General features: G+C 46.0%; 24 protein-coding genes and 1 tRNA gene. 21 read left to right on the top strand and 4 right to left on the bottom strand.

Features of this window, described 5'->3' with window-relative positions; genetic code table 11:
- Nucleotides 1-2 precede the first annotated feature (2 nt).
- The 14 genes from COV52_09410 to COV52_09345 all read left to right on the top strand — a co-directional run bounded on the left by COV52_09410 (nucleotide 3) and on the right by COV52_09345 (nucleotide 15,201).
- Nucleotides 3-1,193 (top strand): NarL family transcriptional regulator, encoded by a 1,191-nt coding sequence (locus COV52_09410; protein PIR10355.1) that lies wholly within the window; start codon nucleotides 3-5, stop codon nucleotides 1,191-1,193.
- 24 nt (nucleotides 1,194-1,217) lie between these two features.
- Complete coding sequence (rfbC, locus tag COV52_09405; GenBank protein ID PIR10346.1) at nucleotides 1,218-1,769, top strand: dTDP-4-dehydrorhamnose 3,5-epimerase; 552 nt, start codon at nucleotides 1,218-1,220, stop codon at nucleotides 1,767-1,769.
- 14 nt (nucleotides 1,770-1,783) lie between these two features.
- Nucleotides 1,784-2,659: an NAD-dependent dehydratase gene (locus COV52_09400; GenBank protein PIR10345.1), complete on the top strand. Its 876-nt coding sequence runs from the start codon at nucleotides 1,784-1,786 to the stop codon at nucleotides 2,657-2,659.
- Between the two features lie 41 nt (nucleotides 2,660-2,700).
- Nucleotides 2,701-4,140 (top strand): hypothetical protein, encoded by a 1,440-nt coding sequence (locus tag COV52_09395; GenBank protein ID PIR10344.1) that lies wholly within the window; start codon nucleotides 2,701-2,703, stop codon nucleotides 4,138-4,140.
- Complete coding sequence (locus COV52_09390) at nucleotides 4,140-5,039, top strand: hypothetical protein (protein PIR10343.1); 900 nt, start codon at nucleotides 4,140-4,142, stop codon at nucleotides 5,037-5,039. Before COV52_09395 ends, COV52_09390 begins: the two co-directional genes overlap by 1 nt.
- Nucleotides 5,040-5,133: 94 nt before the next feature.
- Nucleotides 5,134-6,312 carry a hypothetical protein gene (locus COV52_09385; GenBank protein ID PIR10342.1) on the top strand — a complete coding sequence of 393 codons (1,179 nt, stop codon included), beginning with the start codon at nucleotides 5,134-5,136 and terminating at the stop codon, nucleotides 6,310-6,312.
- A gap of 87 nt (nucleotides 6,313-6,399) precedes the next feature.
- Nucleotides 6,400-7,419 carry a group 1 glycosyl transferase gene (locus COV52_09380; protein ID PIR10341.1) on the top strand — a complete coding sequence of 340 codons (1,020 nt, stop codon included), beginning with the start codon at nucleotides 6,400-6,402 and terminating at the stop codon, nucleotides 7,417-7,419.
- Between the two features lie 111 nt (nucleotides 7,420-7,530).
- Entirely contained in the window at nucleotides 7,531-8,907 is a 1,377-nt protein-coding gene (locus COV52_09375) for a replicative DNA helicase (GenBank protein ID PIR10340.1), read from the top strand.
- The gene (gene alr / locus COV52_09370) at nucleotides 8,882-9,934 is read left to right on the top strand and encodes an alanine racemase (protein ID PIR10339.1); all 1,053 of its coding nucleotides are present in this window, start codon (nucleotides 8,882-8,884) and stop codon (nucleotides 9,932-9,934) included. Before COV52_09375 ends, alr begins: the two co-directional genes overlap by 26 nt.
- Nucleotides 9,935-10,014: 80 nt before the next feature.
- Nucleotides 10,015-11,016 carry a capsular biosynthesis protein CpsI gene (locus COV52_09365; protein ID PIR10354.1) on the top strand — a complete coding sequence of 334 codons (1,002 nt, stop codon included), beginning with the start codon at nucleotides 10,015-10,017 and terminating at the stop codon, nucleotides 11,014-11,016.
- Nucleotides 11,017-11,037: 21 nt separating this feature from the next.
- On the top strand, nucleotides 11,038-12,441 hold the full coding sequence (locus COV52_09360) for a mannose-1-phosphate guanylyltransferase/mannose-6-phosphate isomerase (GenBank protein PIR10338.1): 1,404 nt from the start codon (nucleotides 11,038-11,040) through the stop codon (nucleotides 12,439-12,441).
- Nucleotides 12,442-12,827: 386 nt separating this feature from the next.
- Nucleotides 12,828-13,280: a hypothetical protein gene (locus COV52_09355; protein PIR10337.1), complete on the top strand. Its 453-nt coding sequence runs from the start codon at nucleotides 12,828-12,830 to the stop codon at nucleotides 13,278-13,280.
- 63 nt (nucleotides 13,281-13,343) lie between these two features.
- Nucleotides 13,344-13,619: a hypothetical protein gene (locus COV52_09350; GenBank protein ID PIR10336.1), complete on the top strand. Its 276-nt coding sequence runs from the start codon at nucleotides 13,344-13,346 to the stop codon at nucleotides 13,617-13,619.
- Between the two features lie 223 nt (nucleotides 13,620-13,842).
- Nucleotides 13,843-15,201, top strand: coding sequence for a DNA repair protein RadA (locus COV52_09345; protein ID PIR10335.1), 1,359 nt, complete (start codon nucleotides 13,843-13,845; stop codon nucleotides 15,199-15,201).
- Here COV52_09345 and COV52_09340 read toward each other — a convergent pair.
- The 4 genes from COV52_09340 to COV52_09325 all read right to left on the bottom strand — a co-directional run bounded on the left by COV52_09340 (nucleotide 15,198) and on the right by COV52_09325 (nucleotide 18,568).
- Nucleotides 15,198-16,859 carry a glutamine--tRNA ligase gene (locus COV52_09340; GenBank protein ID PIR10334.1) on the bottom strand — a complete coding sequence of 554 codons (1,662 nt, stop codon included), beginning with the start codon at nucleotides 16,857-16,859 and terminating at the stop codon, nucleotides 15,198-15,200. The genes COV52_09345 and COV52_09340 overlap by 4 nt on opposite strands.
- Before the next feature lie 228 nt (nucleotides 16,860-17,087).
- On the bottom strand, nucleotides 17,088-17,738 hold the full coding sequence (locus COV52_09335) for a hypothetical protein (protein ID PIR10333.1): 651 nt from the start codon (nucleotides 17,736-17,738) through the stop codon (nucleotides 17,088-17,090).
- A gap of 12 nt (nucleotides 17,739-17,750) precedes the next feature.
- A tRNA-Arg gene (locus COV52_09330) sits at nucleotides 17,751-17,827 on the bottom strand.
- A gap of 138 nt (nucleotides 17,828-17,965) precedes the next feature.
- Nucleotides 17,966-18,568: a hypothetical protein gene (locus tag COV52_09325; GenBank protein PIR10332.1), complete on the bottom strand. Its 603-nt coding sequence runs from the start codon at nucleotides 18,566-18,568 to the stop codon at nucleotides 17,966-17,968.
- A 76-nt stretch (nucleotides 18,569-18,644) separates the two neighbouring features.
- Between COV52_09325 and COV52_09320 the strand changes: the two genes are divergently transcribed.
- From COV52_09320 to COV52_09290, 7 genes are all read left to right on the top strand, one after another.
- Nucleotides 18,645-19,346, top strand: coding sequence for a hypothetical protein (locus tag COV52_09320; GenBank protein PIR10331.1), 702 nt, complete (start codon nucleotides 18,645-18,647; stop codon nucleotides 19,344-19,346).
- Between the two features lie 87 nt (nucleotides 19,347-19,433).
- A complete protein-coding gene (locus COV52_09315) occupies nucleotides 19,434-20,654 on the top strand; it encodes a hypothetical protein (GenBank protein PIR10330.1) in 1,221 nt (406 codons plus the stop codon).
- A gap of 34 nt (nucleotides 20,655-20,688) precedes the next feature.
- Nucleotides 20,689-21,966 (top strand): hypothetical protein, encoded by a 1,278-nt coding sequence (locus COV52_09310; protein ID PIR10329.1) that lies wholly within the window; start codon nucleotides 20,689-20,691, stop codon nucleotides 21,964-21,966.
- A 184-nt stretch (nucleotides 21,967-22,150) separates the two neighbouring features.
- Complete coding sequence (locus tag COV52_09305; protein PIR10328.1) at nucleotides 22,151-23,146, top strand: hypothetical protein; 996 nt, start codon at nucleotides 22,151-22,153, stop codon at nucleotides 23,144-23,146.
- A gap of 65 nt (nucleotides 23,147-23,211) precedes the next feature.
- Nucleotides 23,212-24,210, top strand: coding sequence for a porphobilinogen synthase (locus COV52_09300; GenBank protein PIR10327.1), 999 nt, complete (start codon nucleotides 23,212-23,214; stop codon nucleotides 24,208-24,210).
- Complete coding sequence (locus COV52_09295) at nucleotides 24,198-25,406, top strand: hypothetical protein (GenBank protein PIR10326.1); 1,209 nt, start codon at nucleotides 24,198-24,200, stop codon at nucleotides 25,404-25,406. The genes COV52_09300 and COV52_09295 overlap by 13 nt, the downstream gene beginning before the upstream one ends.
- Nucleotides 25,403-25,618 (top strand): hypothetical protein, encoded by a 216-nt coding sequence (locus tag COV52_09290; GenBank protein PIR10325.1) that lies wholly within the window; start codon nucleotides 25,403-25,405, stop codon nucleotides 25,616-25,618. Before COV52_09295 ends, COV52_09290 begins: the two co-directional genes overlap by 4 nt.
- The last annotated feature ends 54 nt before the right edge of the window (nucleotides 25,619-25,672 follow it).

The following is a 25,672-nucleotide window of genomic DNA, read 5'->3' as shown; positions in this document are numbered from 1 at the left end:
ATATCTTCGTGCCTTATGGTCAAACAGTTCATGGTCAAGAGGAGATTGATGCTGTTGTTGAGTGTTTGAAAACATCGACGCAAATGGGTAAGCATGTTCGTGAGATGGAAAGTCAGGTTGCTCGGCTTTACGATAAGCAGTATGGCATTATGGTGAATTCTGGGTCGTCAGCTAACTACTTGGCTATCGAATTATTGGGACTGCCCAAAGGATCCGAAGTCATTACCCCTAGCTTAACATTTTCGACCACTGTGGCACCTTTGGTGAAAAATGGTCTCATCCCTGCTTTCGTTGATGTTGAGGAAGGAACGTACAATATTGATGCAACGAAGGTAGAATCAATGATTACGAGTAATACTCGCGCCATGATGATTCCAAATCTTCTGGGTAATTTGCCGGACTGGAAAAAACTTCGTGAAATAGCTGATAAGTATAATTTGATTGTGATTGAAGACTCATGCGATACCTTAGGTGCAGAGATTGATGGCCTGTCTTCTGGGCGTTTTGTTGATATCAGCATCACAAGTTTTTATGGTTCCCATGTTATTAACTGTGCAGGTAATGGCGGCATGTTATGCGTTAATGATAAGGAGTGGAATTCCCGTGCTAAGTTGTTACGCAGCTGGGGTCGAAGCTCTTCTTTGTTTGTTGAGTCAGAAGCAATTGAGAATCGGTTTAACGTTGACATTGAAGGTATACGTTACGATGCTAAATTTGTTTTTGAGGCGCTCGGGTACAATTTGGAGCCTTCTGAGATGGGCGCTGCTTTCGGATTGGTTCAGCTGGGCAAGTTACAAAAAAACATTGATGCAAGAAATAAATGGTTCGAGCAACAGCTTGCATTTTTCAAAGAATATGAAGATTGGTTTGTTTTGCCAAAAACCCTCGAGAATTGTCGAACAGGTTGGTTGGCGTTTCCATTGACTGTCAGGAGTGATGCGCCGTTCAGTAGAACTGATATGCAAATCTATCTGGAAAAGCAAAACATTCAAACTCGAACAGTGTTTACTGGTAATATTCTGCGTCAACCAGGGTTTAAAAACATTCCGCATAAAGCTAGTTCTGAAGGTTATCGTTGTTCAGATGATGTAATGCGCGGTGGTATTTTGACGGCATGTCACCATGGTTTAAACCAAGAAATGATGGATTACCTTCATGAATGTGCAGCATCGTTTTTGCGTCAGTACGCCTAGTTCGCTTAAGGCAGGGAGGTCAAAATGAAGTTTTGCTCAATAGATCTTCCGGGCGTTTTTGAAATTACCCCCCAAGTTTCTACTGACGTCCGCGGCTCTTTCGTTAAAACATTCCACGCCCAAGAGTATGCTGATAACGGTATTGAGGGTTTTGATTTTCAAGAAGAGTATTACTCTGTTTCGAAGAAAAATGTTTTAAGGGGGCTTCATTTTCAGCTGCCGCCGCATGATCATGAAAAACTTGTTTATTGTTTATCGGGCGAAGTTTTAGATGTTTTCTTAGATTTGCGAAAAAACTCAGTTACTTTTGGCCAAGCTAGGTCTTTAATTCTAAGTGAAGACAAGGCCAATATACTGTATTTGCCTAAAGGTTTTGCCCACGGATTTCTGGTCTTAAGTGATTTAGCGATCATGGTCTATAAAACCACATCGGTGTATGCTCCCAAAGCAGATGTTGGGCTGCACTGGAAATCTTGTGAGCAACTGTTTTCTCGTGGCGATGAGCTCCCTTTGCCGATTATTTCTGAGAGGGATCAGCAGCATCCTTATTTTAGCGAGTTTAATTCACCTTTTTAAATGGCTGGGTAGATATGGCAAATTATATTGTTACTGGTTCAACAGGCTACATTGGCTCTTCTCTTGTAAAGTCACTTGCTGCATGCGGCAACTCTATTTTGTGCATAATTAGGAAGGGGTCTGATCTTACCTTGCTAGCGCAGGTGCGTGAACGTGTAGAGTTTTGTGTATACGACGGAACTCTTGAAAGCTTGTCCCAGGTAATTTCTGATTTTCATGCGACTGCGGTGGTGCATGTTGCCTCTCACTTTATTGCTGAGCATAAACCTGAAGACATTACCTCTCTTATCAATTCAAATGTTTTGTTCGGTGCTCATCTATTGGAGGCAATGTCTGGTTGTGGTGTGACCAAGCTCATCAATATAGGTACAAGCTGGCAGCACTATATGAATCGTGAATATGATCCGGTTTGTTTTTATGCTGCGACAAAGCAGGCCTTTGTGGATTTGATCAAATATTATGTGAGTGCTAGGCAGTTTTCGTGTATTACTTTGAAGCTATTTGATACCTATGGTACTGGCGATCCTCGAAAAAAGCTTGTTCATCTTCTGGGGCGAGTCGCTAGTACCGGTGAAGAACTTTTAATGTCGCCGGGGGGGCAAAAGTTGGACTTAGTTCATGTTGATGATGTTGTGAGTGCAATATTTGTCGCGTTAGAAAAGCTGGGCCAGCTAAAGCAAGGTTCCTATCAAGAGTTTGGGGTTTCTACTCGAAAGCCGATGACCTTGAAGGAGGTCGTCAGTCGTTATGAGAAACATTTTAACAAAAAGCTAAACATTGTCTGGGGAGGGCGCTCTTATCGAGATCGAGAGGTCATGGAGTTGTGGTCTAACTTCAGAACCCTCGATGATTGGTCCGCGCGCCATGTTTTTCCTGAGGGCTTGGAGTGAAGAGTTTTATTGCCCTTGGAGCATTATCAAGCTTCTTGCAAATGTCAGTTTCAACATTAAGCGGTTTTGTGCTTTCTTTTTTTGTGGTCAGGGACCTCGGTCACGTTGATACGGGTATATGGTTTTTGTATTTAAGTGTTTTTACCTTTATGACTTTTTGTGATTTTGGGCTGGGGCCATCCTTGAGTCGTGAGATTGGTTTTGCAAGTTATAAAGTCCAGCCTAAGTACAGGCTTGAAAACTTATACTCAACGGTTTTTAGTCTTGTTCAAGTTATCGCTTTTTTTGCTATTTTTCTGCTAGCTTCATTGTATGCTTATATTATTCATTCTTTCCCGCGAACTTCTGGCCATCTCACGGCGTTTTCTTTGTCGTTCGTCTTTTTTTCGATAAGTATCTTGCTTAGGCTTCAGTGCAACCCGCATCTTTCACTTATGTACGGAATGAAAAATGTTTCTACTGCGAAATTATTTGAGATGGCTGGCGTTCTCATTGGTCTCGTGTTGGCTATACTGTTTTTGTTCTTGGGTGCAGGTTTACTCGGCTTGTCAATTGCATATCTGTTAAGGTATGCGTTTCTTTTTATTGTTTCTTATTGCTATAGTAAGCGAGTATATCGGGCAAGGCTGCGTTTAAGAGTCAATAAGGCCGTCTTTTACAGGATTTATCCTGTGTGTATTCAGTGGAGTATTATGTCCCTGGGTACAATGCTAATTTTTCAGGCTGCGCCATTGCTACTGTTTCGTTTGAGCGGCCCTTCAAGTGTTACTGCTTTTTCGGTTATTTCTATGCTTGTCACCGGCGTTCTGATGGTTTCTAGCGTCATGGCTCAACCGCTTATTCCAATGGTTTCGCATTTTAAAGGGCAGGGTAATTTTGAGAAAATCCATGAGTTGTTTTCTTGGGGGCTTAAATATTCATTGTTAACAGCTGTTTTTTTGTGTGTGATTATCTTTGTTTGCCAAAAATCAATAGCTCAGGTTTGGTTGGGTGAGCTTAGGTTTCAGCCGGTCGCCCTGTCTTTAATGCTGATAACAGGCTTGCTTGAGGTGAATCATGTTTTTTGTGCTCAAATGGTTATGGCGTATGGTTACGTCAAGTTTGGCCTGGTAGCCCTAATTTCTGGCGCCATTAACCTTGTATTGTCTTATTTTTTTATTGTGAAGTTCGGTGTGGTTGGCGCAGCTCTTGGTATAGTTATTTCTCAGCTTCTCACAAACAATTGGTATGCTGTTTTTGTCTCTGTCTCAAAGCTGCGCTATTCGTTCCGTCGGTACTTTCTTATTTTCTTTCAATGCGCTTCTTGCTTTTTGTTTCAAATTTTGGTTCTTAACAAGGCTGGGGATGTTTTTAGTTTTCCGATTTTGAATATACTCTTGGTTTCAGCGCTTTCTCTTATCTTAACCCTATTGTTTACTCTGTTTGGTAGGGCTGAGAGACGTTATCTTTATAATGCTCTTTTGCGCTTAAGATTGATTTAGTGGGGCCTGGCATGATGAAAAATAAACCCAGCTTGACGATTGCAATCCCGACTTATAAGCGTGAAAAGCTTTTAAAAGCTGCTCTAGATAGCGCGCTTGCTCAGGAGACAAGTCGCGATTATCGGGTTATTGTTGTTGATAATGATACGGATAAAAATGGAGCCGCTGGACGCTTGCTTCTTGAGCATTACGGGAATGTCTCGAACTTGACGTACTATAAAAACCCAGAGAATCTGGGTATGTATGGCAATATTAATCGTTGCTATCATTTGGCTGGTACGGAATGGGTAGCTCTTTTGCACGATGATGATTTTCTGGCTAACGACTATGTTGAAAAAGTGCTTGAGCTGATCGATACATACAATTGTTGCGATGCATTTGGCATTATGCCGACTGTTCTTTCTGAGAAGATGACCCTTTACTGTAAAGCAGCTAATTTCTTTTCTTACTTGTGCCATTTTTTTTGCGCGCCTATTCGCAGCGTAACCCTCGAATCTATGGCTGTTAGTAATCAGGTGTATCAGGTAGGTTTTGTTTGTCGAAAATCTAGTTTTTTAAGTGTGGGTGGCTATGATCAAGATACTTGGGTTGCAGATTATAATTTTTATGTGAAGCTGCTTCGGGCAGGTTTCAATATGATGCGATATCAAAAGAAGTCTCTTGGCTATTATAGGGTTTTTGTTAACGAATCAAGGAATCCTGATACGGCTCTCTCGATGATGAGTGACGTAAAAAAAATTAGGCTTGAGATAATACGCTCAGTTGCTTGTCCGCTTCATATTCGACTGATGTTTTTTCTCGATTTTAGTCGCTTTAGGCTCTTAAATATAGCTTCGGAGATCTTAAGGCTTTGTTTTTATAGGGGTTATGTCACTGTAAAAAAATATGAAAAGTTTTGAATATTTTTTGCGGGCATTTATCCAATTTGATTGGCTTATTAGGAGATTTTTTTTTGGCATCTTTTATTTTTTTGGTCAGGCTTAGGAGCATTTTTTGTTTTTGATTATATTGCTTCTGGGGGTGGTTTTTTTTAGATTCCCACCTACTTATAGGCATATCATTGCCTACTGCCTTTTTTTTCACCTTTTGTTGCTGGTTATTAATACCTACTTCTATGCTATTCCGCCAATGTCGACCAGTGATCCGAAAGATTTCTTAATTAATGCGCTTTTCTATTCTAATGTTGGCTTTTTAGATACGGGCTTGGGGAATGGTGCTCAGTACTACGCTTATTTTTTATCTGTTCTATATGACTATTCATTTTTCACAAGTAACATTCTGCTGTTGGCGCAATTGTCGAGCGTTCTATTCTGGCTTATTTCAGCTTTTCTGTTGATTAAAATAGCCGAAAAACTAGGCTTTACGGCTGGGGATGAGTTTTATTTGAAGCTTGCATTGCTACTGTTTTCCCTAACTCCTCACCTCTTGGTTATTTCAACGGGAGTATTTAGGGAGGGGATTCAGTTGATGTTTACTATGCTGGCCGCATTTAGCTTGTTAACCTGGAATGAAAATAAAAACTTTTTTTATTTTATTTTGGCTGTGCTTTTATTTGTGTTGGCGGGTGTTTGGCATGTTGGTGTTTTGATCGCGGCGGTATTGCTTTTTATTTTGCTTTTTGCTTTGGTTATTCCCGGGTTTTTTTCCGGTTCGGGAAGAACGCCTTTTGGTAAGCAAATTTTTATTTTACTTTGTCTTCTTGTCTTTTCATACTTTGCATTTTATTGTTTTCTTGCCTTAAAGCAGGGTTTTGTCACTATGGCGCTGGATTACTCCTCTAAAGTTTCCCTTGCGAACACGGCTTATCCTCCGTTTGCTTCTCAAGGAACCTACTTCTCGGTTCTATTGGGCTGGCTTTATTATTTGTTCTATCCTTTTTTGTGGAAGATTGATGATGGCCTGTCGCTGTATTTTTCACTGTTTGGTGTTCTTACTCTTGTGCTATTGATTTTTTCTCTGGCCAGCTATTTTTTTGAAAAAAATGAGACCATAAGAGATGCTGTGCTTATCTTACTTCTTCTTTTTGTTTTGATTTCGCTGGTGTATTCTATCGGCACATCAAACTATGGAACAGCGATGCGACATGGGTTTTTAAGCTTTTGGATTCTATTGTTGCTCGGGGCGAGAGGGTTTCTTGTGTTGCGTGCTCGTTTTCTCGGTGAGTCTCCTTGATGTTTTTTTGAGTTTTGATTTTCTCTTGTCAAAAGTTTTTTCTAGTGTTAGTTTCACTCTATCTTTTTTAATATACGTCATAATATCATGAAATTATTTGCATCCCATTTAGGTCAATCCATCCCAAGCTCCCGTCATAGAATATTGCAGTACATCCCTTATCTCGACAGGCAGGGCATTAGCGTGCTTCTTTCAAAAGGGCTCTTAGATGCTTATCCGCCTTCGAGCAAGCTGCTTCAGCCTGTTTGGGGTGGGGCTAAACTACTTGAAGGACTTGCTAATATTCCACTTAGTTATACTTGTGATGTCAGTTTTGTGCAGAGACACTTTATTTCTAAGTTTTCAACCGTTGAACCATGGTTTAAAAAGCCGATGATTTTGGATGTTGATGATGCTATTTGGTTAAACGGCGAGGCTTCTGTGCAGAAAAATGCTGCTTTAGCTAGTACTGTTATTTGTGGAAATAGTTTTCTTGCTGAGTATTTTTCTAAAATTAATCCGCGCATTGAGATTTTGCCGACAGCGATTGATATGGATTTTTATCAAGCCAACTCTGTTGAGCCTCCTACAGGGAAATCTGATAAATTCGTTGTGGGCTGGAGTGGCAGTTCTGGTGGCTTTAAATACCTCTACGAAATTGAGGGGGCTTTGAAAAAGTTGCTGGAGCATGATCGCCGCATACACTTTCATGTCATGTCGGATAAGGCGCCCGAATTTAAGTCTTTGAATAGTGATAGAGTCGTTTTTCAGAAATGGTCTCCAGCTGGAGAGGCAGCTTTTATACAGGGATTTTCTGTCGGGATTATGCCTTTGATTGATGGTTTGTGGGAGAGGGGTAAGTGCAGCTACAAAATGCTTTCTTATATGGCTTCTCGCCTTCCTGTTGTTGTTTCACCTGTTGGTATGAATGCAGAGGTTTTGTCGCTGGCTGAGTGCGGATTTTCTGCAGCTAATGAAGATGAGTGGGTGTCAACATTAATTGCGCTATTTGATGACGCGAGCCTGGGGTCAAAACTCGGCCAGAATGGCTATCAGCTTATTTCTGAACGCTTTTCTTTGGAGGTCCTGTCCCAAAAAATGGCCAAAATACTGCGCTCTGTTTTGTAACGATTTGAACAAGCAGGCCTGCTGTTTTTTTGCTCAAGTTTTGATGCGCCCTAGTGTTTGCATCCGCTGCCCAAAGCTTGCTATAGTCCGGGCCATCAAGCGGGGAATCCCATGATCCAAGACGTCACTGAAAAACAGCTCCAATCGATCAAGACGCCACCGCATTCATTGGAGGCTGAGCAGTCGGTTCTAGGCGGGGTGATGATTGATGCCAACACCTGGGATCGTGTGGTCGAGCACCTCTGTGCCGAAGACTTTTACTTGGCTAAACACCGCGTTATTTTTGAGGCCATGCAGGAGCTAACTCAGCGTGAGCGCCCGCTCGATGTGCTCACGGTTGCGGATCTATTAAAAGCTAAAAAGCAGCTTGAAAGTGCCGGCGGTGAATCCTATCTCTTTAATCTTGCTAATAATACGCCGAGCGTGGCTAACGTGGGCGCCTATGCGGAAATCGTGCGTGAGCGCTCGGTTATGCGCCAACTTATTATGGTTTCCGGGGATATAGCTAACACCGCATATAACCCTCAAGGGCGTGCCAGCCATGAAGTCCTTGATGAAGCCGAGCGTAAAGTGTTTGCGATTGCCGAGCAAGGCCCCAGCCGCGGTGGTCCACAAAGCATTAAGCCGTTATTGGCCGAGGCGGTTGACCGTATCGATACCCTGTATCATTCGAAGAACCCGATCACGGGGGCCCCAACCGGGTTTACGGATTTAGATGAAATGACAGCCGGTCTTCAGCCGTCCGATTTGATTATTGTCGCCGGCCGACCTTCCATGGGTAAAACCACCTTTATGATGAATATCGGTGAGCATGTTTGTGTGAAGGCGGGCCTGCCAGTGTTGGTCTTCAGTCTTGAGATGCCAGGCCATTCTTTGGCCACGCGTTGCTTGTCTTCACTGGGGCGGATCGATCAGCACAAATTACGCACAGGTCGTTTGAATGATGATGATTGGCCGAGAATTTCTTCGGCCATGAGCATTTTGTCGAAAGCGCCCATGTTTATCGATGATACGGCAGGCTTAACACCATCGGAGATGCGCTCTCGTTCGCGTCGTGTGGCCAAAGATCATGGTCAGTTAGGTTTGATTTTGGTCGACTATTTGCAGCTGATGACGGTGCCAGGCATGTCGGATAACCGCACGCTGGAAGTGTCTGAGATATCGCGCTCATTAAAGGCGTTGGCCAAAGAGTTAAAAGTGCCCATTATTGCAGGCTCCCAGCTTAACCGTAGCTTGGAGCAGCGGGCGGACAAGCGGCCTGTGATGTCAGATTTGCGTGAGTCCGGTGCCATCGAGCAAGACGCGGACGTGATTATGTTTTTATATCGAGACGAAGTGTATCACCCGGAGACGGCTGAAAAAGGCAAGGCTGAGGTGATTATTGGTAAACAACGTAATGGACCAATCGGTAGAGTGGATCTCACTTTCCTTGGCCAGTACACGCGGTTTGAGAATTATTTGAATGAACAGTTCGTGGGTGACTATTAATCTCGACAAATCTGCATTGGAGCATAACCTAAGTCGAGTTAAAGAGTATGCCCCAGCCGCTAAAGTATTGGCGATGATCAAGGCTAATGCTTATGGCCATGGCCTCATCGAAACCGCTGATGCTTTAACGAATGCCGATGCTTTTGGTGTGGCTCGTTTACCCACGGCCATAGAGCTTCGCCATGCCGGCTTTACTCAGCCCATTGTTTTAATGGCGGGAGTGTTAAGCGAAGACGAACTTGCTCTGGCGCTAGAACATGAGTTGACCTTGGTCGTGCACACGCATTATCAGCTGGATTTACTCGAGCAGGCTAAAGCGTCGTACCCACTGTGGTTGAAGATTGATACAGGCATGGGGCGTTTGGGCTTTTTACCCGAAGAGTTTCCTGAAGCCTTAAAGCGTGCTGAGGCGATCACCAAAGATTTAGTCCTATTTTCTCACTTGGCCAATGCTGATCAACCCGATCATCCTCGCAATCAAGCCCAGATTGATCTTTTTCTTGCTCTGACAAAGGATTTGCCTTATCCGCGAAGCCTTGCAAACTCTGCTGGGTTGATTGCTTTGCCGGGTATTCATTTTGATTGGCTCAGGCCTGGCATTATGCTTTATGGCGCTTCGCCGCTAGAGAATCAATCCGCCAAATCATTGGGTTTAAAGCCTGCTATGTCTTTGTATGCTAGGGTTATAGTGATCAAGACGCTGAAAACAGGCGATTATGTCGGGTATGGGAGTCGTTATCGTTGCGACAAGGAAACGACGGTGGCGGTTTTGGGTGTGGGCTACGGTGATGGATTGTCGCGTGTTTTGGATGAGGCGGCGCATGTCATGATTTTAGGGCAAGTTTGTCCAATTATCGGGCGCGTTTCTATGGACTTGATCACTGTAGACATCACTGGCTGTAATGTGAAAATCGGTGATGCTGCGATGTTTTGGGGCGAGGGCTTGGATGTGGCTGAAATGGCAGCGTCAGCGAACACGATTGCGTATGAGATACTGGTGCATGTTTCACCACGTCTTGCGATCTGAGTTTACTCTCGATGGCGGTTTTGTATAATGCCTCTTTGTTTTTGGGGCGATGATTGGAGTATGGTTTGGATAAACGCACGATATTGATAACAGGCGCAGCAGGATTTATCGGGTTTCACTTGGCTAAAAAACGCCTAGAACTCGGTGAAACGGTTGTTGGCATCGATAACCTCAATGATTATTATGATGTGGGTTTAAAACAAGCCCGGCTTGCCAAGCTTGCCGAGTATTCTAACTTTATTTTTGAGCAAGGCGATATCGCAGACCTATCGTTTGTTAACCATGTGTTTGGTGAATATCAGCCTGTTTGTGTGACTAACTTGGCGGCTCAAGCGGGTGTGCGCTACTCTTTGGAAAACCCTCACGCCTATATTCAGTCCAATGTGGTGGGTTTTACCAATATTATCGAGGCGTGTCGTCATCATGCGGTTAAGCATTTAGTGTATGCGTCTACCAGCTCTGTGTATGGCGCAAATCAAGCCCAGCCTTTCAGTGAAACAAAGGGGGCTGATCATCCTTTGGCTATTTATGCAGCCAGTAAAAAATGTAACGAGCTTATTGCGCATTCTTATGCTCACCTTTATGGCTTGCCTTCGACGGGCTTGCGTTTTTTTACCGTGTACGGCCCATGGGGGCGGCCGGATATGGCATTGTTTTTGTTTACAGATGCCATGATTAAAGGCGAGACCATCAATGTATTTAATTATGGCAATATGATTCGTGATTTTACGTATGTGGCTGATATTGTTGAGGGGGTTTCTCGTGCCATGGATCATCCTGCCAAGCCAGATCCCAATTGGGATCCTTTAAACCCCAACCCTGCCAGCAGTTATGCGCCTTATCGTATTTACAATATTGGCAACAATAATCCGGTAAAATTGATGGATTATATTCACGCGATTGAAAAAGCGCTTGGTATTGAGGCAAAGCTTAATATGATGCCGATGCAGGCAGGTGATGTGCCGTCTACGTATGCTGATACGTCCTTGTTAGAGCATGATTTAGGGTATAAGCCTTCAATGTCGGTTGTTGAGGGTGTTAAGCAATTTGTGGACTGGTATAGAGAATACTATCAAGTCTAGTGGCGCTTAAACTGGATTATTATGGCTAACAATATTCACACGGTTATTTTATCTGGCGGCGCGGGCTCAAGGTTGTGGCCTTTGTCGCGGAAATCATCACCCAAGCAGTTTATTCCTTTGTTGGGTGAAAATAACTTACTGCAGGATGCTTGTCTTCGTTATAAAGGTAATGATCAGTTTCAGACATTGACGGTAGTGTCTAATGAGGAGCACCGCTTTCAAGTCGCGGAGTCCTTAAGAGCAATCGGTATTAATGATGCTGAAATTATTTTGGAACCTTTTGCGCGAGATACTGCGCCTGCCGTTGCTTTGGCGGCTTTGTCACTCTGTGAGAAGTTTTCTGATCCTTTGATGTTTGTCGTTCCATCAGATCACTATATGGAAAATCTCGAGGAAATGTTTTCTATTCTTTCGAGCGCTCATTTCGAAAATAATGCCTTATACACCTTTGGCATTAAACCTAGGTCGCCCGAATCGGCTTATGGCTATATCGAAGCTGGCGAACAGTGCTCTCGTGGTATTTTTAGTGTAAAGCAATTTGTTGAGAAACCCTCGGTTGAAAAAGCTCAGGCGTATTGCGATGCTGGTAATTTTTATTGGAACAGTGGCTTTTTTCTATTCAAGGCTAAGGCCTACTTGGATGCATTAAAAACACTACAACCGGCGGTGTATGCTCAATGCTATAAAGCTTTTCAGCAAAAAACTAAAGATTTGGATTTTATCCGTGTTGGCGTAGAAAGCTTTTCGCAAAGTCCAGCGATATCCATTGATTACGCTGTGATGGAGAAAGCCAGTAATGTTAAGCTCATTCCGCTTGAATCGCTAAAGTGGTCTGATATTGGCTCTTGGAATGCATTGTTTGATCTAAGCGAAAAAGATGAAAGCGGTAATCTCATTAAGGGTGATGTTTTTCAGATCAATACCAATAATTCTTATTTGCGCTCTCAAACGCGACTTCTTGCTGCAGTCGGCGTTGATCATTTGATTGTTGTAGAGACGGCTGACGCAATTCTTGTTGCGCATCGGGATCATGATCAGGATATCAAAAAGTTGGTTTCTGTTTTGAAGAAGGCTTCTAGAAGTGAAGTGGTCAAAAATAAGCGCCGCTACGGCCCTTGGGGGCGTAGTGATTGTTTTATTGAGTCGGAGCATTTTGTGATTAATCGGCTAAGTTATAATGCTAACGCAAAAAGCTCGCTGCAAGTTCACCATCATCGTTCAGAGCATTTCGTGATTTTGCGTGGGCTTGCGAAGGTTGTTGTTGACGGTGTTGAGCATCAGCTTTCGCAAGGCATGTCAGTTAATGTTTTGCCTAAGCAAAAGCATCAAATTTTTGCGTTCGGTGAGGAGCCCTTGGAAATTCTGGAGATACAATACGGCGAGATTATTTCTCCAGAAGACGTTGTGAGGTTGGGTGAGAATTAGCTGTTCTATAAATAATATTATTAGGGCCCTAGCTCAGGCTTGCCTTATTCTTTTTAAATAATAGCTGCGATAGCATAGTGGCAATATCCAGCCTTAGCCGGGAGCCGCTGATCGGGATAGAAATTAATTGGCAGATGGCTATTATAGCCCTACAGCCCCACCCAAAGAAACTTATAAATACATACCGAGGTAGCTTGTTTTTGATCTTTTCTAGCAAAATATAGGCGTGTTTGTTAATCAGTTTGCTTAATATATTGTACGCTTGTTCTGATATCAAGGGATAAATTCTGTGGGAGCCAGGCTCGTTACGAGAAAATTCATATTTGTTCCATGATGACTTTCATAGTACAATCTGCTTCAATTTTAATCATCACAAAGGCCTTTTTATGAAAAAAACAATGACATACGCACTGATTGGCGCTCTATCGTTGAGCCTGGTGGCGTGTTCAAATATGACAAAGCAAGATGTCGGTGTGATCACCGGCGGTGCCGTAGGTGGTTTGGTGGGTAGCCAGTTCGGCGGCGGCAGTGGCCAGATTGTGGCAGCTGTGGGTGGTGCTGTTTTGGGCGCTGTCATCGGCGGCGCTATTGGTAAAAATATGGATGAAACGGACAAGCTCAAAGCCCAGCAGGCCTTGGAAGACAACCGCACGGGCCAGTCTTCTAGCTGGAGCAACCCGGATAATCATCGTCACTACCGTATGACCCCGACGAAAACCTATTATCACGATGGTAAACCGTGTCGAGATTACACGATGCTGGTGACCATTGATGGTAAACCTGAGAAGGTGCACGGCGTGGCTTGCCGTCAAAATGGCAAGTGGGTTCAAAAGAAATAGGTCGACATCGGTCAATTTTTGACCTACAATCTGAGCCCCTGAAGAATAAAAAGAAAAAAGCCTATGTATTGCTGCGAAGTGGATCACTGTACGGATAAGCTCGGCGACGACAGCGCGGATCGCGGGCTTTTTTTACAAAGTTTGATTAAGCGTGGTCTGGCTATGGGCCATTTGGACAGCGCGGCAGTGTGTTTGAATGAGCTTCGAGAGCTATTTGGCGAACAAGCCAAAGTCTTTGAAACTTTATTACCCTACTGTCCCTTGGGTGCTGATTTATCGGAAGAGCTGGCTGAGTACCGCTTAGGTTTGGTGGTTGAGAAAGCCAATAACGAATCGTAATGAGTGTCTTGCGCGGCAAGCATCTTGTGTAACCTGGGTTGAAATGTGAAGCATTGAAAGCCCGGGTTTAAATTTCCCTGGGTTATCCTCACTGCGTTCGCCAATCCAAACTACATCCACGGGCCAACGCGTCGGAAGACGGTTGCCACAGACCCTAAAATACCGCTTTAAAATCCTCTGCTCCTTCGTATAATGGTTGTTTGAATTAAACACGGCGCACTGTATGAAAACGATTTTCGCTTGCCAAAAATGCGGCTCACAATTTCCTAAATGGTCAGGGCCATGCGGCGAGTGTGGTGCCTGGAATAGCCTGGTTGAAGAGGCGCCGGCTACAAGCGCTAAGGTTGCGGATAAACTGAAAGGCTATGCCGGTGAAAAAGCCGCGGATATTACCTCGTTAAAAGATGTTTCCCTGGAATCTGAGGCGCGCATTCAAACGCCGATGCAAGAGTTTAATCGCGTTTTGGGTGGTGGTATCGTTCAGGGTTCGGTGGTGTTGATTGGTGGCAGCCCCGGTGTGGGCAAATCGACCTTGTTATTGCAAGTGCTCACGGACCTCTCCCAAGCCAAACATTCTGTCTTGTATGTCACCGGTGAGGAATCGCTGTCGCAAGTGGCCTCACGCGCGAAGCGCTTGCAGCTTAAGGCCGATGAGCTTTCATTGTTAGCTGATACGCAAGTCGAAAACATCATGACTAAAGCGAAAAAGCTGAAGCCTCAAGTGATGGTGGTCGACTCCATTCAAACCATTTTTACCGAGCATTTAAGTGCAGCCCCTGGCTCTGTGAGTCAAGTGCGCGAAAGTGCAGCGCAATTGGTTCGCTTTGCCAAAACGACAAACATCACGTTATTTATTGTGGGGCATGTGACCAAAGAGGGCACGATTGCCGGGCCGCGCGTGCTCGAGCACATGGTGGATACTGTTTTATATTTCGAAGGTGAGGGCAGTAGTCGCTACCGTGTGATCCGCGCGATCAAAAATCGTTTCGGTGCGGTCAATGAATTGGGTATTTTCGCCATGCTCGAAGGCGGCTTGAAACCGGTGAGTAACCCTTCGGCGATTTTTTTATCCAAAGACATGCCAGAGCAATCAGGCAGTGTGTTGATGGCTGCTTGGGAAGGCAGCAGACCTTTGCTGCTCGAGGTGCAAGCGCTTTTGGATGATAATGAATCCGGCTACACCAAGCGTGTAACAGTTGGGCTGGATCAAAACCGTTTAGCCATGTTACTGGCGGTGTTGAATAAACACACGGGGATTTCTTGCCATCAACAAGATGTGTTTGTAAACATTGTGGGCGGTATGCGCGTTTCAGAAACCGCAGCTGATTTGGCGATTTTGCTCGCAGCCGTTTCAAGCTTGAAAAATAGGCCCTTATCACGCGAAGTGATTGTGTTTGGCGAGGTGGGTCTGGGCGGTGAAATACGCCCCGTGCCTAATGGCGAAGCGCGTTTAAAAGAAGCAGCCAAGCACGGGTTTAAACGCGCGATTGTACCGAAAGCCAATGCACCGAAAAAACCCTTGCCCGATATCGAAGTCAAAGCGGTTGAGCGTTTATCCGATGCGCTTAGCGAATTGTTTTAAACCTTGTTTTGCCAAGTGTCTCTAAGGCCCACGATCTTGTTAAAACACGGCGAGCTTGCGCTGTGATCAAAGCGGTCTGCGCAGAAATACCCTAAGCGGTTAAATTGAAACGCAGCTTCAGGTTGTGTATGGGCGAGACTGGCTTCAACTTTTGCGTGTTTGATGTCTAAAGAATCGGGGTTGATTGCTTCTAAGAAATTCTCAAGCTTGCCTGGGTCTTCGTCTTTAAATAATCGGTCATACAAACGCACGGTGGCGTCTACAGCGTGGTCGGCGGATAACCAGTGAATGATGCCTTTGATTTTGCGCCCGTCTTCGGGTTTTTTGCCGCCCAGGGTTTCTGGTAGGTAGCGGCAGATTAATTGAGTGACCTTGCCTTGTTCGTTTTTAATGATCTCTTGACACTCGATCACGTAGGCATTGAGTAAGCGAGCGGGTGTTTCCGGTGTGAGGCGGTGAAACCCTTTGGGTGGGTTTTCATCAAAATCCTCACGCTCGATGTATAAGCGCTTTGAAAAAGGTAGCTCACGACGGCCCAGTGCTTCGTTTTGCGGGTGATTCGCAACACTTAACATTTCACTTTCGTTGTCGGGATAGTTGCTGATGATCACTTCGATGGGGTCGAGCACGGCCATGCGGCGCTCGGCATGGGTGTTTAAATCATCGCGCACGTGCTGCTCTAGAATACTAAAGTCAATCGTGGAGTTCACTTTCGACACACCAACGTGATCGATGAAGCTTCGGATGGCCCGTGGCGTAAATCCACGGCGTCTTGCGCCGGCTAAGGTTGGCATGCGCGGATCATCCCAGCCGGTCACGTGTTTTTCATCCACCAGTTGTTTGAGCTTGCGCTTGCTCGTGACCGTGTAGTTTAAGTTTAAACGCGAGAATTCAATTTGCTGTGGGCGTGCCTCAAGGCCTGAGTGTTCGACAAACCAATTGTACAAAGGGCGATGGTCTTGGAATTCGAGTGAGCATAGCGAATGGGTGATGTGTTCAATCGTGTCTTCCAAGGCATGTGCGAAATCATACATGGGGTAGATGCACCAAGTATCACCGGTGCGGTGATGGTGTGCTTTGCGAATGCGGTACAAGGCAGGGTCGCGCAGATTGATATTGCTGGCGCTCATGTCAATTTTCGCGCGCAAAGTGTATTGGCCGTCGGCAAATTCGCCGGCTTTCATACGTTCGAATAAGTTTAAATTTTCTTCGACTGTGCGATCGCGATCTGGGCTGTTTTTACCGGGTTCGGTGAGGGTGCCGCGGTATTCGCGCATTTGCTCGGCGTTTAAGCTGCAGACATACGCTTTGCCTTCTTTGATGAGTTTGATGGCGACGTCGTAAAAAATATCAAAGTAATCCGAAGCGTAAGTGAAGTGATCGCCCCAATCAAAACCCAGCCAGGCTACGTCGGCTTTAATGGCGTCGATGTATTCTTGGTCTTCTTTAAGCGGGTTGGTGTCGTCCATGCGCAAATAGCAGGGCCCGCGCTTGTAATCTTGGGCGATGCCGAAGTTGATGCAAATCGCTTTGGCATGGCCGATGTGCAGATAACCGTTCGGCTCCGGTGGAAAACGTGTAATCACTTTGCCATCGTTTTTATTCGCTTGGATGTCTTCATCGATTTTGTTGCGGATGAAGTTGGTAATGTGTGCCACGGGGTCGCCTCGCCGTCGTTTTTAGTGGGCTTACTGTATGCGATTTGGCTTTGAAAGTCGATGTTTTGCGAGTGCATCTTTTAATTGGGTTGGTGAGTAATACGAAGATAAGCCAGGCCACATGGACCCAGAAAAGTAGCTTGGGTTGAAATGCGAAGCACTGAAAACCCGGGTTAGCTTCGCTAGGCTTATCAACCCAGGCTGCATTTTACCGCCAATGCCATTGTGTCAAGGCTTACTCCGTCTGCGAGACCGAAGAAGCTCTCTAATTGCAGGTAAAACGCTCAAAACGATGATGAGTAAAATCACGAGGGAGAAATGGTTTTTCACCAGCGGGATTTTGCCAAACCAATAACCGGCAAGGCTCAGAAGCCCGATCCAGGCGATAGAGCCTAGCACACTAAAGCGCAAAAAGAAGGCATAAGGCATGGTGGCAATGCCTGCCACAAAGGGGGCGAAGGTGCGAACAATCGGCAAAAAGCGCGCGAGCACCACGGTTTTGGCGCCGTATTTTTCGTAAAATTTTTCGGTGTAGTGTAAATATTGGCGTTTAAAGATACGGCTGGCTGGGTTTTTGAATAACAAGCGCCCAAACTTGCGGCCTATCCAGTAATTGCTGGAGTCCCCGAGAATGGCGGCGATGATCAGCAGGGTGATTAGCGAGCCAATGTCCACCGCTTGCGGTTGACTGGCGGCTAAGGCGCCGGCGGCAAACAAAAGCGAGTCACCGGGTAAAAACGGAGTGATCACTAAACCCGTTTCACAAAAAATGATCAAAAATAAAATGCCGTAAGCCGTGGCGCCATAGTTGTGGAAGAACAGGGCGAGATAGACATCCAGGTGCAAAATAATGTGGACTAATTGTGAGATCGTTTCCATAAACTGCCTTCATTGCGCCCCAGAAAGGATTCGAACCTTCGACCTGCCCCTTAGGAGGGGGCCGCTCTATCCAGCTGAGCTACCGGGGCGAAGCGGCCATTATACCGGTGTTGGCCTTGAAGTCTAATGTGCGTTTGTTTGATCGTACGCGTCTGTTCGTTATCCCGGAAAACGCATAGCGTTTATCCGGGATCCATGGATTCCCGTCTGCGCGGGAATGACGGTTGCTACAGGTAAACATCAAAGCGGTGGGTTTTGCTGGTCTGGCTAAAGCTCGGTTTGCCGAGAATGTCGCTAAGTTTGGGTCGCTTTAACACCGTGCGTTTTTGCGCATGACTGAGTGCCGCGGCAAGCAAAGCTTCAGCATTATCGCCATGACCCAAAAGTTGCTGCATGATCTGCATGTCTTTTTTAACCAGCGCCGATTTTTTTCGCTCGGGAAACATGGGGTCACAATAGACGATGTCATGCGCCGGCAGTGTTTGAATCAGCCCAAGACTGTCGCCATGAAGTAAGGTGATCCGTGAGAGGGTTTCCGGGTAGCGTGCTTCCGCGCGCTTGAGCGCATCGCTTAATAAGGCAAAAAGCTCGGCGGATTGCTCAACGGCGGTGACACGATGCCCGCGATGGGCGAGCAAAAAGGTGTCGCGCCCAAGACCTGCGGTCATGTCCAGCACGCTGATGTGCTTGTCATTACCGATGGCTTTAAATAACGGCGATTTTTGCCCGGTTTCGCGCAAGCGTTTATGAAAAGCGGGGCTTAAAAAATCAATGTGCAGATTTTGCCCATGAAGTGTGAGTACTAGGCCTTGTTTCGTGGATGCCAACATGTGAAGGGTTTCGTTAATATTTGCTTAATGATGGCAGTGTATACTTTGATCACAAAAACAACAATGAGGTTGGCTAATGGGAAAATCTGACGCCCAAATCCTTGCAGCGCTAGCGGAAAGAGTAAAGGCATTACCCCCTGTGCCAAAAGTCACGACGGATGACGAATCTTCTCCTGAACGTGTATACATTTCTACCGCGTCTCGGGCATCAGTTGCTGAACGTATGCAGTACAAAGCCGCGGTTAATAGCGGTAAGTTTAGTGTCGTTATCGAGTTGTGTCGTTTAAACGCTTTACCTCGCCTGTTACCTGTGCAATCTCCTTGGACGGGTGAACTATTTAGTCAAAAAGGTGTGCGAGTCGGTTCTTCGGAAAGCGGTACAGTTTATTGTCAATTTGATCTTGGTTTTCTGGATCCGAATGATTTAACGGATGATCAAATCACTCATCTGTTAAATGTTGCAAAAGCTATCGGTAAAGGCAATTCTTTGTTGGTTCAGTGCGATAATGACCAATATAGTGCTAATAGTTTGCTTGCGCTCTTTCAGCTTTACTTGGGTGTGGCAGGTATAGTGCGGGATCAAAAACCCAGTACTGAACTTAAGCACAAATTGGATGACTTTATTCAACCGTGTGATAAGTCTTTGGGTGATGAGAAAAACTCATTGTTTTCTTTGCTGTTGAAGCTTTGTGAGTCTGATGGAGCGCTCAGCCGGAATCTTGTAATGATCACCGAGTTGATTCACGAACATTTGCCTTGCCACTCTCCATCGCCTTGAATTTATTCCTGATAATGGCTTGGTTTCTTAAGGTTGGCTTAATAAAACCTTGCCAGACTTTGGGCTTGAGTTAAAAGAGTCGAAACAATGACCACACCACACGATAAAATTAAGTGCTTGCTGCGGGTGAGTAATGAAGCAGCGGATCAAGTGACTTCTGAGGCGCTGATCGAGCGAGCCAAGGCGATGGCCATAAGCTGTGCGCAGGCGGATATTGATAATAGACTCCTGGTCGAGCCAGCGCAACTTCTCCAACTTTCGGACCACTTTGAGTGTTTTTCACCGGCTTTGGATATTGCGGTTATTCAGAGAAATTATGAGGAACTTAAGGCTGTCTGTGATGACCGTCGCACCTCTGACCAAAATAAACCCACCGTTTTGTATGAAAGCAGCTCTTCACCTTTCGATGCGCTTGGATCAGACGATCTTGCGATTCTAAAGCGCTACGCTGATTCTATGTGGGAGATAGTCGAGACGCCTGGCTATTTGAATCTTGCAGAAGTTTTGAGCTATCAAGAGCCGTATTATGATATCACTGACCGTGAAACCCGGGAGGGCGCTTACCCGCGTCGCCAATATATTGAAGGTTTTGACTTTTTCCCTGTGGGCGAGACCGGCCTGTTTATCAGTCAAGGTCCTTATGAGTCAGAAGAGCAGGCTAAAAATTTTGCTAATGCTTTAAGCCAGTTGAAAGTAGATTATTGCATTGCTTTGGGCGATTGTGACAGAAAGGATTTTTACCCCTATTGGAAAAAACCCGAGCCGCCGCTTGAGAGTTTGGGTGCTACGATTTGGGGTGATGGTGTCGCAACCCATGATTTAGACGGTTTGCCTGATACCAAGGCCTACCAGTTTGATATTGTTGATATGACGGCAGAACCGTTAACACACCATCAAATTGCGACGTTGTATGAAGTTGCACAGGCTTTGAAGCGTCCGGAGACCAAAGTCTTGGTGCACTGCAGATCGGGCTATGGGCGCTCTGCGATGATTATTGGCGCGATCGATTGGTATCTGAATGCTGGGAAATATTTGCCTCAAAATATAAATGAGATAACACCAGATTGTTTGGGGCATTATATCAATCAATTTCGCGAATCACGCGCAGGCGCTTTTTTGACACCGATGCAAGCAGTGAATAGCTTGAAGATAGCCAGTGCCTTGTTTAACCATGAGTATGATTTGCGTCTTTCTACTTCGGTTGATGCTATGGTTAACCGTCGAGGGCTTTCGCCATTGCGAGCCGGATTTTCGGGTGAGCAGCCTCCTGATGCTGCTGATGCACTTGCAAGAAAAAGTGCGATGTGACGGCAAAATGAATAATGATTAAAAAGGAGAGAATATGTACGGTCAGATTGATAAATTAAAGGCGTTGATTGAAGAGATAGAAACCTGTGAAAAGCGCTTAAGTCTTGATGAGCTTACCGCTTCGGTGCTGGATTTAAACTTCCAGGCCGCGTTGCTTGCTCCTGGGTTTGAGTTTTCCCTTGAAGAAAATGACGTGAAGCAGCTTGAGGACTTTTTGGTTTTCTTTAAACGTGAGTTGCTGGCTGTTCAGGATTGCGCTGATCGGCGAAGTTGGTATGATCGGGTGCTTGCACACTTTGGTTCTGATGAAGTGGATCCTCTTTTTGAACAATGGGGCGCTCTTTGTTCGGACGAGGTTTCTCAAGTCATCATAAATGCACTTATTTGGTCACGCGGTGATTTGCTAAGGTCTGGCTTATTGACTGTGCTGGCCGAGGAGGAGACAAGCTTTGGTAGTGATCCCTTACAGTTTACTGAGCAAGAGTATCGTTTATCGGCTGTATTGCGTATGCCTTATTGGGCGTATCGTATTGCACAGCGCGCGCTTAAATCAAGCGAGCAAGGCGGTGGTTTTGAACCGTGGCCGTATATTCAGCTTTTTGATGGCTTACCACTTTATACCTCGCAAGGGCCTAGAGCCTGCTTGGCAGAACACTTGGATGGTGAGAGTAAAGTTAGAGGCTTATTTATTAAGGCGTTGCTTGATAGACGTGTCAAAGCCGTGGTTGCGCTGGGGGTCGATTCTGCGCAGGTCGAAAGCGGTGAACGATTTGATTTTTATCATTATGCTCAAGCCCAATCTGATGATGAGAGTGGGCTTAGGCGACATTGTAATAATATTCCTGTGTTTCAGATCACGTTGCCCGACGGCGCTGCACCTGAAGCATTGAATAATGACCAGCTTGCAGCATTGCTTGAAGCCGCGAGAATCTTGGCGTCGGGTCAGCCTGTGTTGGTGCACTGCTCCGCAGGACTTGGACGTGCGTCTATGATGGCCATGGCTTTGCGATATTTTGTGTGTGCTGATCGCTTGCTTGAATCCGATTCGCCGCAAAAATACCTTCAGGCTTATATTGCTAGTCTGCATTCTGTGATGGAGAAACGAATAGGCGCGTTTCAAAAAGCGACACAGGCATTGTCGGCCTTAACAATTGCACAGCAAATGTTTGAGCTGAGGCTCAATGCTGAGCTGCGTGTCAGTGCTGCTTCAAGCGCAACGTTTCGGCTTCCCACCACCCCACCTTCGCCGTACAGTTTGCCTGCTGCCGCCGCTGATATTGCCGCTGCTGCTGCCGGCCCTAAGAACCTTTGATTAAATGTTAGGTGAGAAGTATATGCCAGAGTATGAACAGGTTTATGGTGACGCAATAAGGAAGCTTGTTGCTGGGCGTGCGTATACTACGTTGGAGCTTTTTTCCGAGGGGGACTCGATAATAGCAGAAAGGTGGCCTGGAAACGTTTTGTATGGGACCAAGCTTGGTAAAGGAAGCTTTGGAGTGGTTTTGGCAAGCCCCGAGTCTGCACGCGTGCTAAAGCTTTTTTTTTATGCTGTATCAGAGGGGGCTTTCCTGGCGCCTGGAGGCGCATTTTCCCGAGAAGTCTTTTTTTTAAGCATTGTGCATGGTGCGGCACTTGAGCTTTTGTTGCTTCATTCACAACCTTTTCAAGGGTATCAGCGTTATGCAATTAGCTTTCCTTATGATCCGGCGTTTGGCACCTCATTGCATGCTTATCTTTATGGCAAAGAAACCCAGTTTAATCTGAGCGATATATTGAGGGTACTTAAAAAAATGGTTGGTAAGCTAATAAAGCTTCGCCGTACAATCAATAACGCTTCTGTTGTGCAAGCTAATGGCTTAGGCCACTTTGTCCATTGTGATATAAGTACGGCAAATATTGTGCTTGATCCACAAACGTTGCGCGTCCGAATTATAGATTTTGGTTGCGGGCATTTTGAGGGTGAAGTAAAGCATGATCTGCCTCGCAATGGCTCGGTGGGTTATATTACAGATAGGCGAGCGAGGGCTGATTACGTGCCTAAGCAAGAAGATGATGTGTATTCATTGTTGACGATTATGGTTCAGGCATTGTGCCGCCTTTTTGCTAAAGGGCAGGTAGGAGCCCGCTTTTTTTCACAGGCGCTAGGTGCACTTAGAACACGTATTTCACAGCAATGGCCAGCATTTATTCAGGCTATCGCCGACAAAATTCCAGTTGACGTTGGCTCTTATACTGTAACGGAGTTATTGCATTACATTCGCACTCAGTTTGAGCATTACTTGAAAAATGAGCCGATGGATGAGGCTGAAAAGATCAAGCAGACGCTCAAGGACTTTGGGGCTAGGTTAAGCCGTGTTAGTCATAGGGGGGTGGGGTTTTTTAGTCAGCCAGCCCCACCACCGCCAGCGCCACCAAACTCACTATCAGCGCCACCACCACCAAACTCACCATCTGACGGCTATTCTCCATGCGCGCATAGCCCTGGCGCATAGCCTAATCAGTCTTTAAAGCCCTGTAAAAAACGCGTATACTCGCAAAAAAATACGGGGCTTGAACTATGTTATTTAACCGACATTATCCCAATACCCGCATGCGCCGTGTGCGCGCTAAAGCGTTTTCGCGTCGTTTGGTCGCCCAACATCATCTAACGGTAGATGATTTAATCCAGCCGATTTTTGTGATCGAGGGTGAAGGGGTCCGCGAGCCGATTGCCTCAATGCCCGGTGTTTCGCGCTTAACGATTGATGAGTTGCTCAAAGAGGTCGATGAGTTAGCCGTGCTCGGCGTGCCGGCCGTGGCCTTGTTTCCAAAGCTGGATACGCACAAAAGCTTGATGGCTGAGTACGCTTATGATGATCAGGGTTTGATGCAGCAAGCCACGCGTGCGATTAAAGAACAATACCCCGAGATGGGCGTGATTGTGGATGTGGCGCTGGATCCTTACACCACGCATGGGCAAGATGGTATTTTGGATGAGCAGGGTCGCATTTTAAACGATGTGACCGTTGAGAGCTTGGTCAAGCAAGCCTTGTCTTTGGTGCGTGCCGGTGTGGATATCGTAGCTCCTTCGGATATGATGGATGGCCGTGTCGGCGCGATTCGCCAAGCGTTCGAAGCCGAAGGTTTTGATGAAGCGATGATTTTATCCTACGCGGCTAAATACGCCTCTAAATTTTACAGCCCGTTTCGCGATGCTATCGCTTCAAAGAGTGCCGCAGGTATTGAGGCGGATAAGCGCACGTATCAAATGTCCTTTGAAAACCGTGATGAAGCTTTGCATGAAGTGGCGCTGGATATTCAAGAAGGCGCGGATATCGTGATGGTAAAACCCGGCACCTTGTATTTGGATATTTTGCGCGAAGTCAAAGACGCCTTTCGCCTGCCCACCTTTGTGTATCATGTGAGCGGCGAGTACAGCATGCTGAAAGCGGCTGTGCAAAACGGCTGGCTCAAAGAGCAAGATTGTGTGATGGAAACCCTGATGGCGTTCAAGCGCGCCGGTGCTGATGCGATCTTGACGTACTACGCCAAAGAGGTGGCGAAGTGGCTGGCTTAAAACGTTTTGATGTCATTATCAATGGCGCAGGTGTGGCCGGCTTAACGCTGGCCATTGCTTTATCGAAACAAGACTTTTCCGTGCTACTGGTTGACCCGCGTGAAGCCTTGGGTGAGCTTGATGACAATATTGACCTGCGCGTGCGCGCAATCAATGAATCTTCTCGTAAGATCTTATCAAATTTAGGTGTGTGGCAGCGCTTAGATGCTGCGCGTTACGGCCGTTTTGAATCCGTAGAAGTTTGGAATCAAGAGGGCGCTGTGCATTATGATGCGAGCTTAAGTGGCGCGTCGTTTTTAAGCGCGGTGGTGGAAGAAAAACAATTACTCTTGGCGCTTGAGCAAGCCTTAAATGAGACCTCGGTGCAGCGTGTTTATGCCAAAGCGCGACACCTTAAACAGTTTACAGACAGTGTGATCGTGCTTTTGGATAATGATGAACGTTACGAAGCCAGTGTGTTGGTGGGTGCAGATGGTGCACATTCTTGGGTGCGCGAAGCCGCCGGTATTGCGCTCAAAACCAAGAGTTATGGTCAGAGTGGCTTGGTGGCGACCGTTAAACATGAGAAGCCACATGCTCATTGCGCGTGTCAGCGTTTTATGCCCACAGGGCCTTTGGTGTTTTTGCCGCTGGCGGATTTGCACGGCTCATCGATTGTCTGGTCATTGCCGAATGAGCAAACACAAGGTTATTGCGAGCTCGATAAGGCTGTATTTAATAAGGCCTTGGAGCATGCATTTGAATCTCGTCTGGGTGAGGTGAGTGTGCAAAGCGAGCGTGTGGCGTTTCCCTTGATTGAGCGCTTGGCAGCATCCTTTGTTGCCCCTCATATTGCTCTGGTGTCAGATGCAGCGCACACCATGCACCCTTTGGCCGGGCTCGGTTTAAACTTAGGTTTAATGGATGTGGCCTGGCTTGTGGATGTATTGAACAAGGCGAAAACAGAGCATTTGCCGATCGGTGATGAGCGTATTTTAGTGCGCTACCATCAGGCTCGAGTGTTTCCCGTTTTAAAGCTTCAAAAAACCATGGCTGCGTTCCAGGCCTTGTTTAGCAATAACAATCAGCTTCTCGATATTTTGCGCAACAAGGGCCTTGAGTTGACCGATACCCAAGCCTGGCTTAAACGCCTGCTGCTGCTAGAAGCCCAGATGCTAGAGGCTTGCCCGCCGTCGTTGGTGCGCCGTGTACCGTGAAAAACGCTACGACAGCGATGTGCGCTTGCCCCGTTGTGAAAAGCAAAAGCTTTTCGATCACAGGCCCGGGTGATGCGCAAAAATGCGTGACGCAGCCGCATCAAATTTGGTCTGCGATCTCCATTAAAGACGCCAGTGGCAACAGTAACTTTGTCGGCGCTTTGTACCAAAAAACCTTCCCTGATTCACCAATTGTCACTTCTGGCAGTTAATCTTTCCAGCTCGCCGGCCGTGTTTTCGCGGCCGGTTTTTATGGATAAAAACCC

It is taken from the genome of Gammaproteobacteria bacterium CG11_big_fil_rev_8_21_14_0_20_46_22, from assembly GCA_002796245.1.
GTDB lineage: Bacteria > Pseudomonadota > Gammaproteobacteria > UBA12402 > UBA12402 > 1-14-0-20-46-22.
This window is presented reverse-complemented; position numbering and strand designations above follow the sequence as displayed.

Coding starts and splice junctions, on each gene's coding strand:
- COV52_09360 (PIR10338.1), top strand. CDS start 11,038: ATGGCTAACAATATTCACACGGTTATTTTATCTGGCGGCGCGGGCTCA.
- COV52_09315 (PIR10330.1), top strand. CDS start 19,434: ATGACCACACCACACGATAAAATTAAGTGCTTGCTGCGGGTGAGTAAT.
- COV52_09395 (PIR10344.1), top strand. CDS start 2,701: ATGTCAGTTTCAACATTAAGCGGTTTTGTGCTTTCTTTTTTTGTGGTC.
- COV52_09310 (PIR10329.1), top strand. CDS start 20,689: ATGTACGGTCAGATTGATAAATTAAAGGCGTTGATTGAAGAGATAGAA.
- COV52_09300 (PIR10327.1), top strand. CDS start 23,212: ATGTTATTTAACCGACATTATCCCAATACCCGCATGCGCCGTGTGCGC.
- COV52_09325 (PIR10332.1), bottom strand. CDS start 18,568: ATGTTGGCATCCACGAAACAAGGCCTAGTACTCACACTTCATGGGCAA.
- COV52_09355 (PIR10337.1), top strand. CDS start 12,828: ATGAAAAAAACAATGACATACGCACTGATTGGCGCTCTATCGTTGAGC.
- rfbC (PIR10346.1), top strand. CDS start 1,218: ATGAAGTTTTGCTCAATAGATCTTCCGGGCGTTTTTGAAATTACCCCC.
- COV52_09350 (PIR10336.1), top strand. CDS start 13,344: ATGTATTGCTGCGAAGTGGATCACTGTACGGATAAGCTCGGCGACGAC.
- COV52_09320 (PIR10331.1), top strand. CDS start 18,645: ATGGGAAAATCTGACGCCCAAATCCTTGCAGCGCTAGCGGAAAGAGTA.
- COV52_09380 (PIR10341.1), top strand. CDS start 6,400: ATGAAATTATTTGCATCCCATTTAGGTCAATCCATCCCAAGCTCCCGT.
- COV52_09375 (PIR10340.1), top strand. CDS start 7,531: ATGATCCAAGACGTCACTGAAAAACAGCTCCAATCGATCAAGACGCCA.
- COV52_09335 (PIR10333.1), bottom strand. CDS start 17,738: ATGGAAACGATCTCACAATTAGTCCACATTATTTTGCACCTGGATGTC.
- COV52_09400 (PIR10345.1), top strand. CDS start 1,784: ATGGCAAATTATATTGTTACTGGTTCAACAGGCTACATTGGCTCTTCT.
- COV52_09345 (PIR10335.1), top strand. CDS start 13,843: ATGAAAACGATTTTCGCTTGCCAAAAATGCGGCTCACAATTTCCTAAA.
- alr (PIR10339.1), top strand. CDS start 8,882: ATGAACAGTTCGTGGGTGACTATTAATCTCGACAAATCTGCATTGGAG.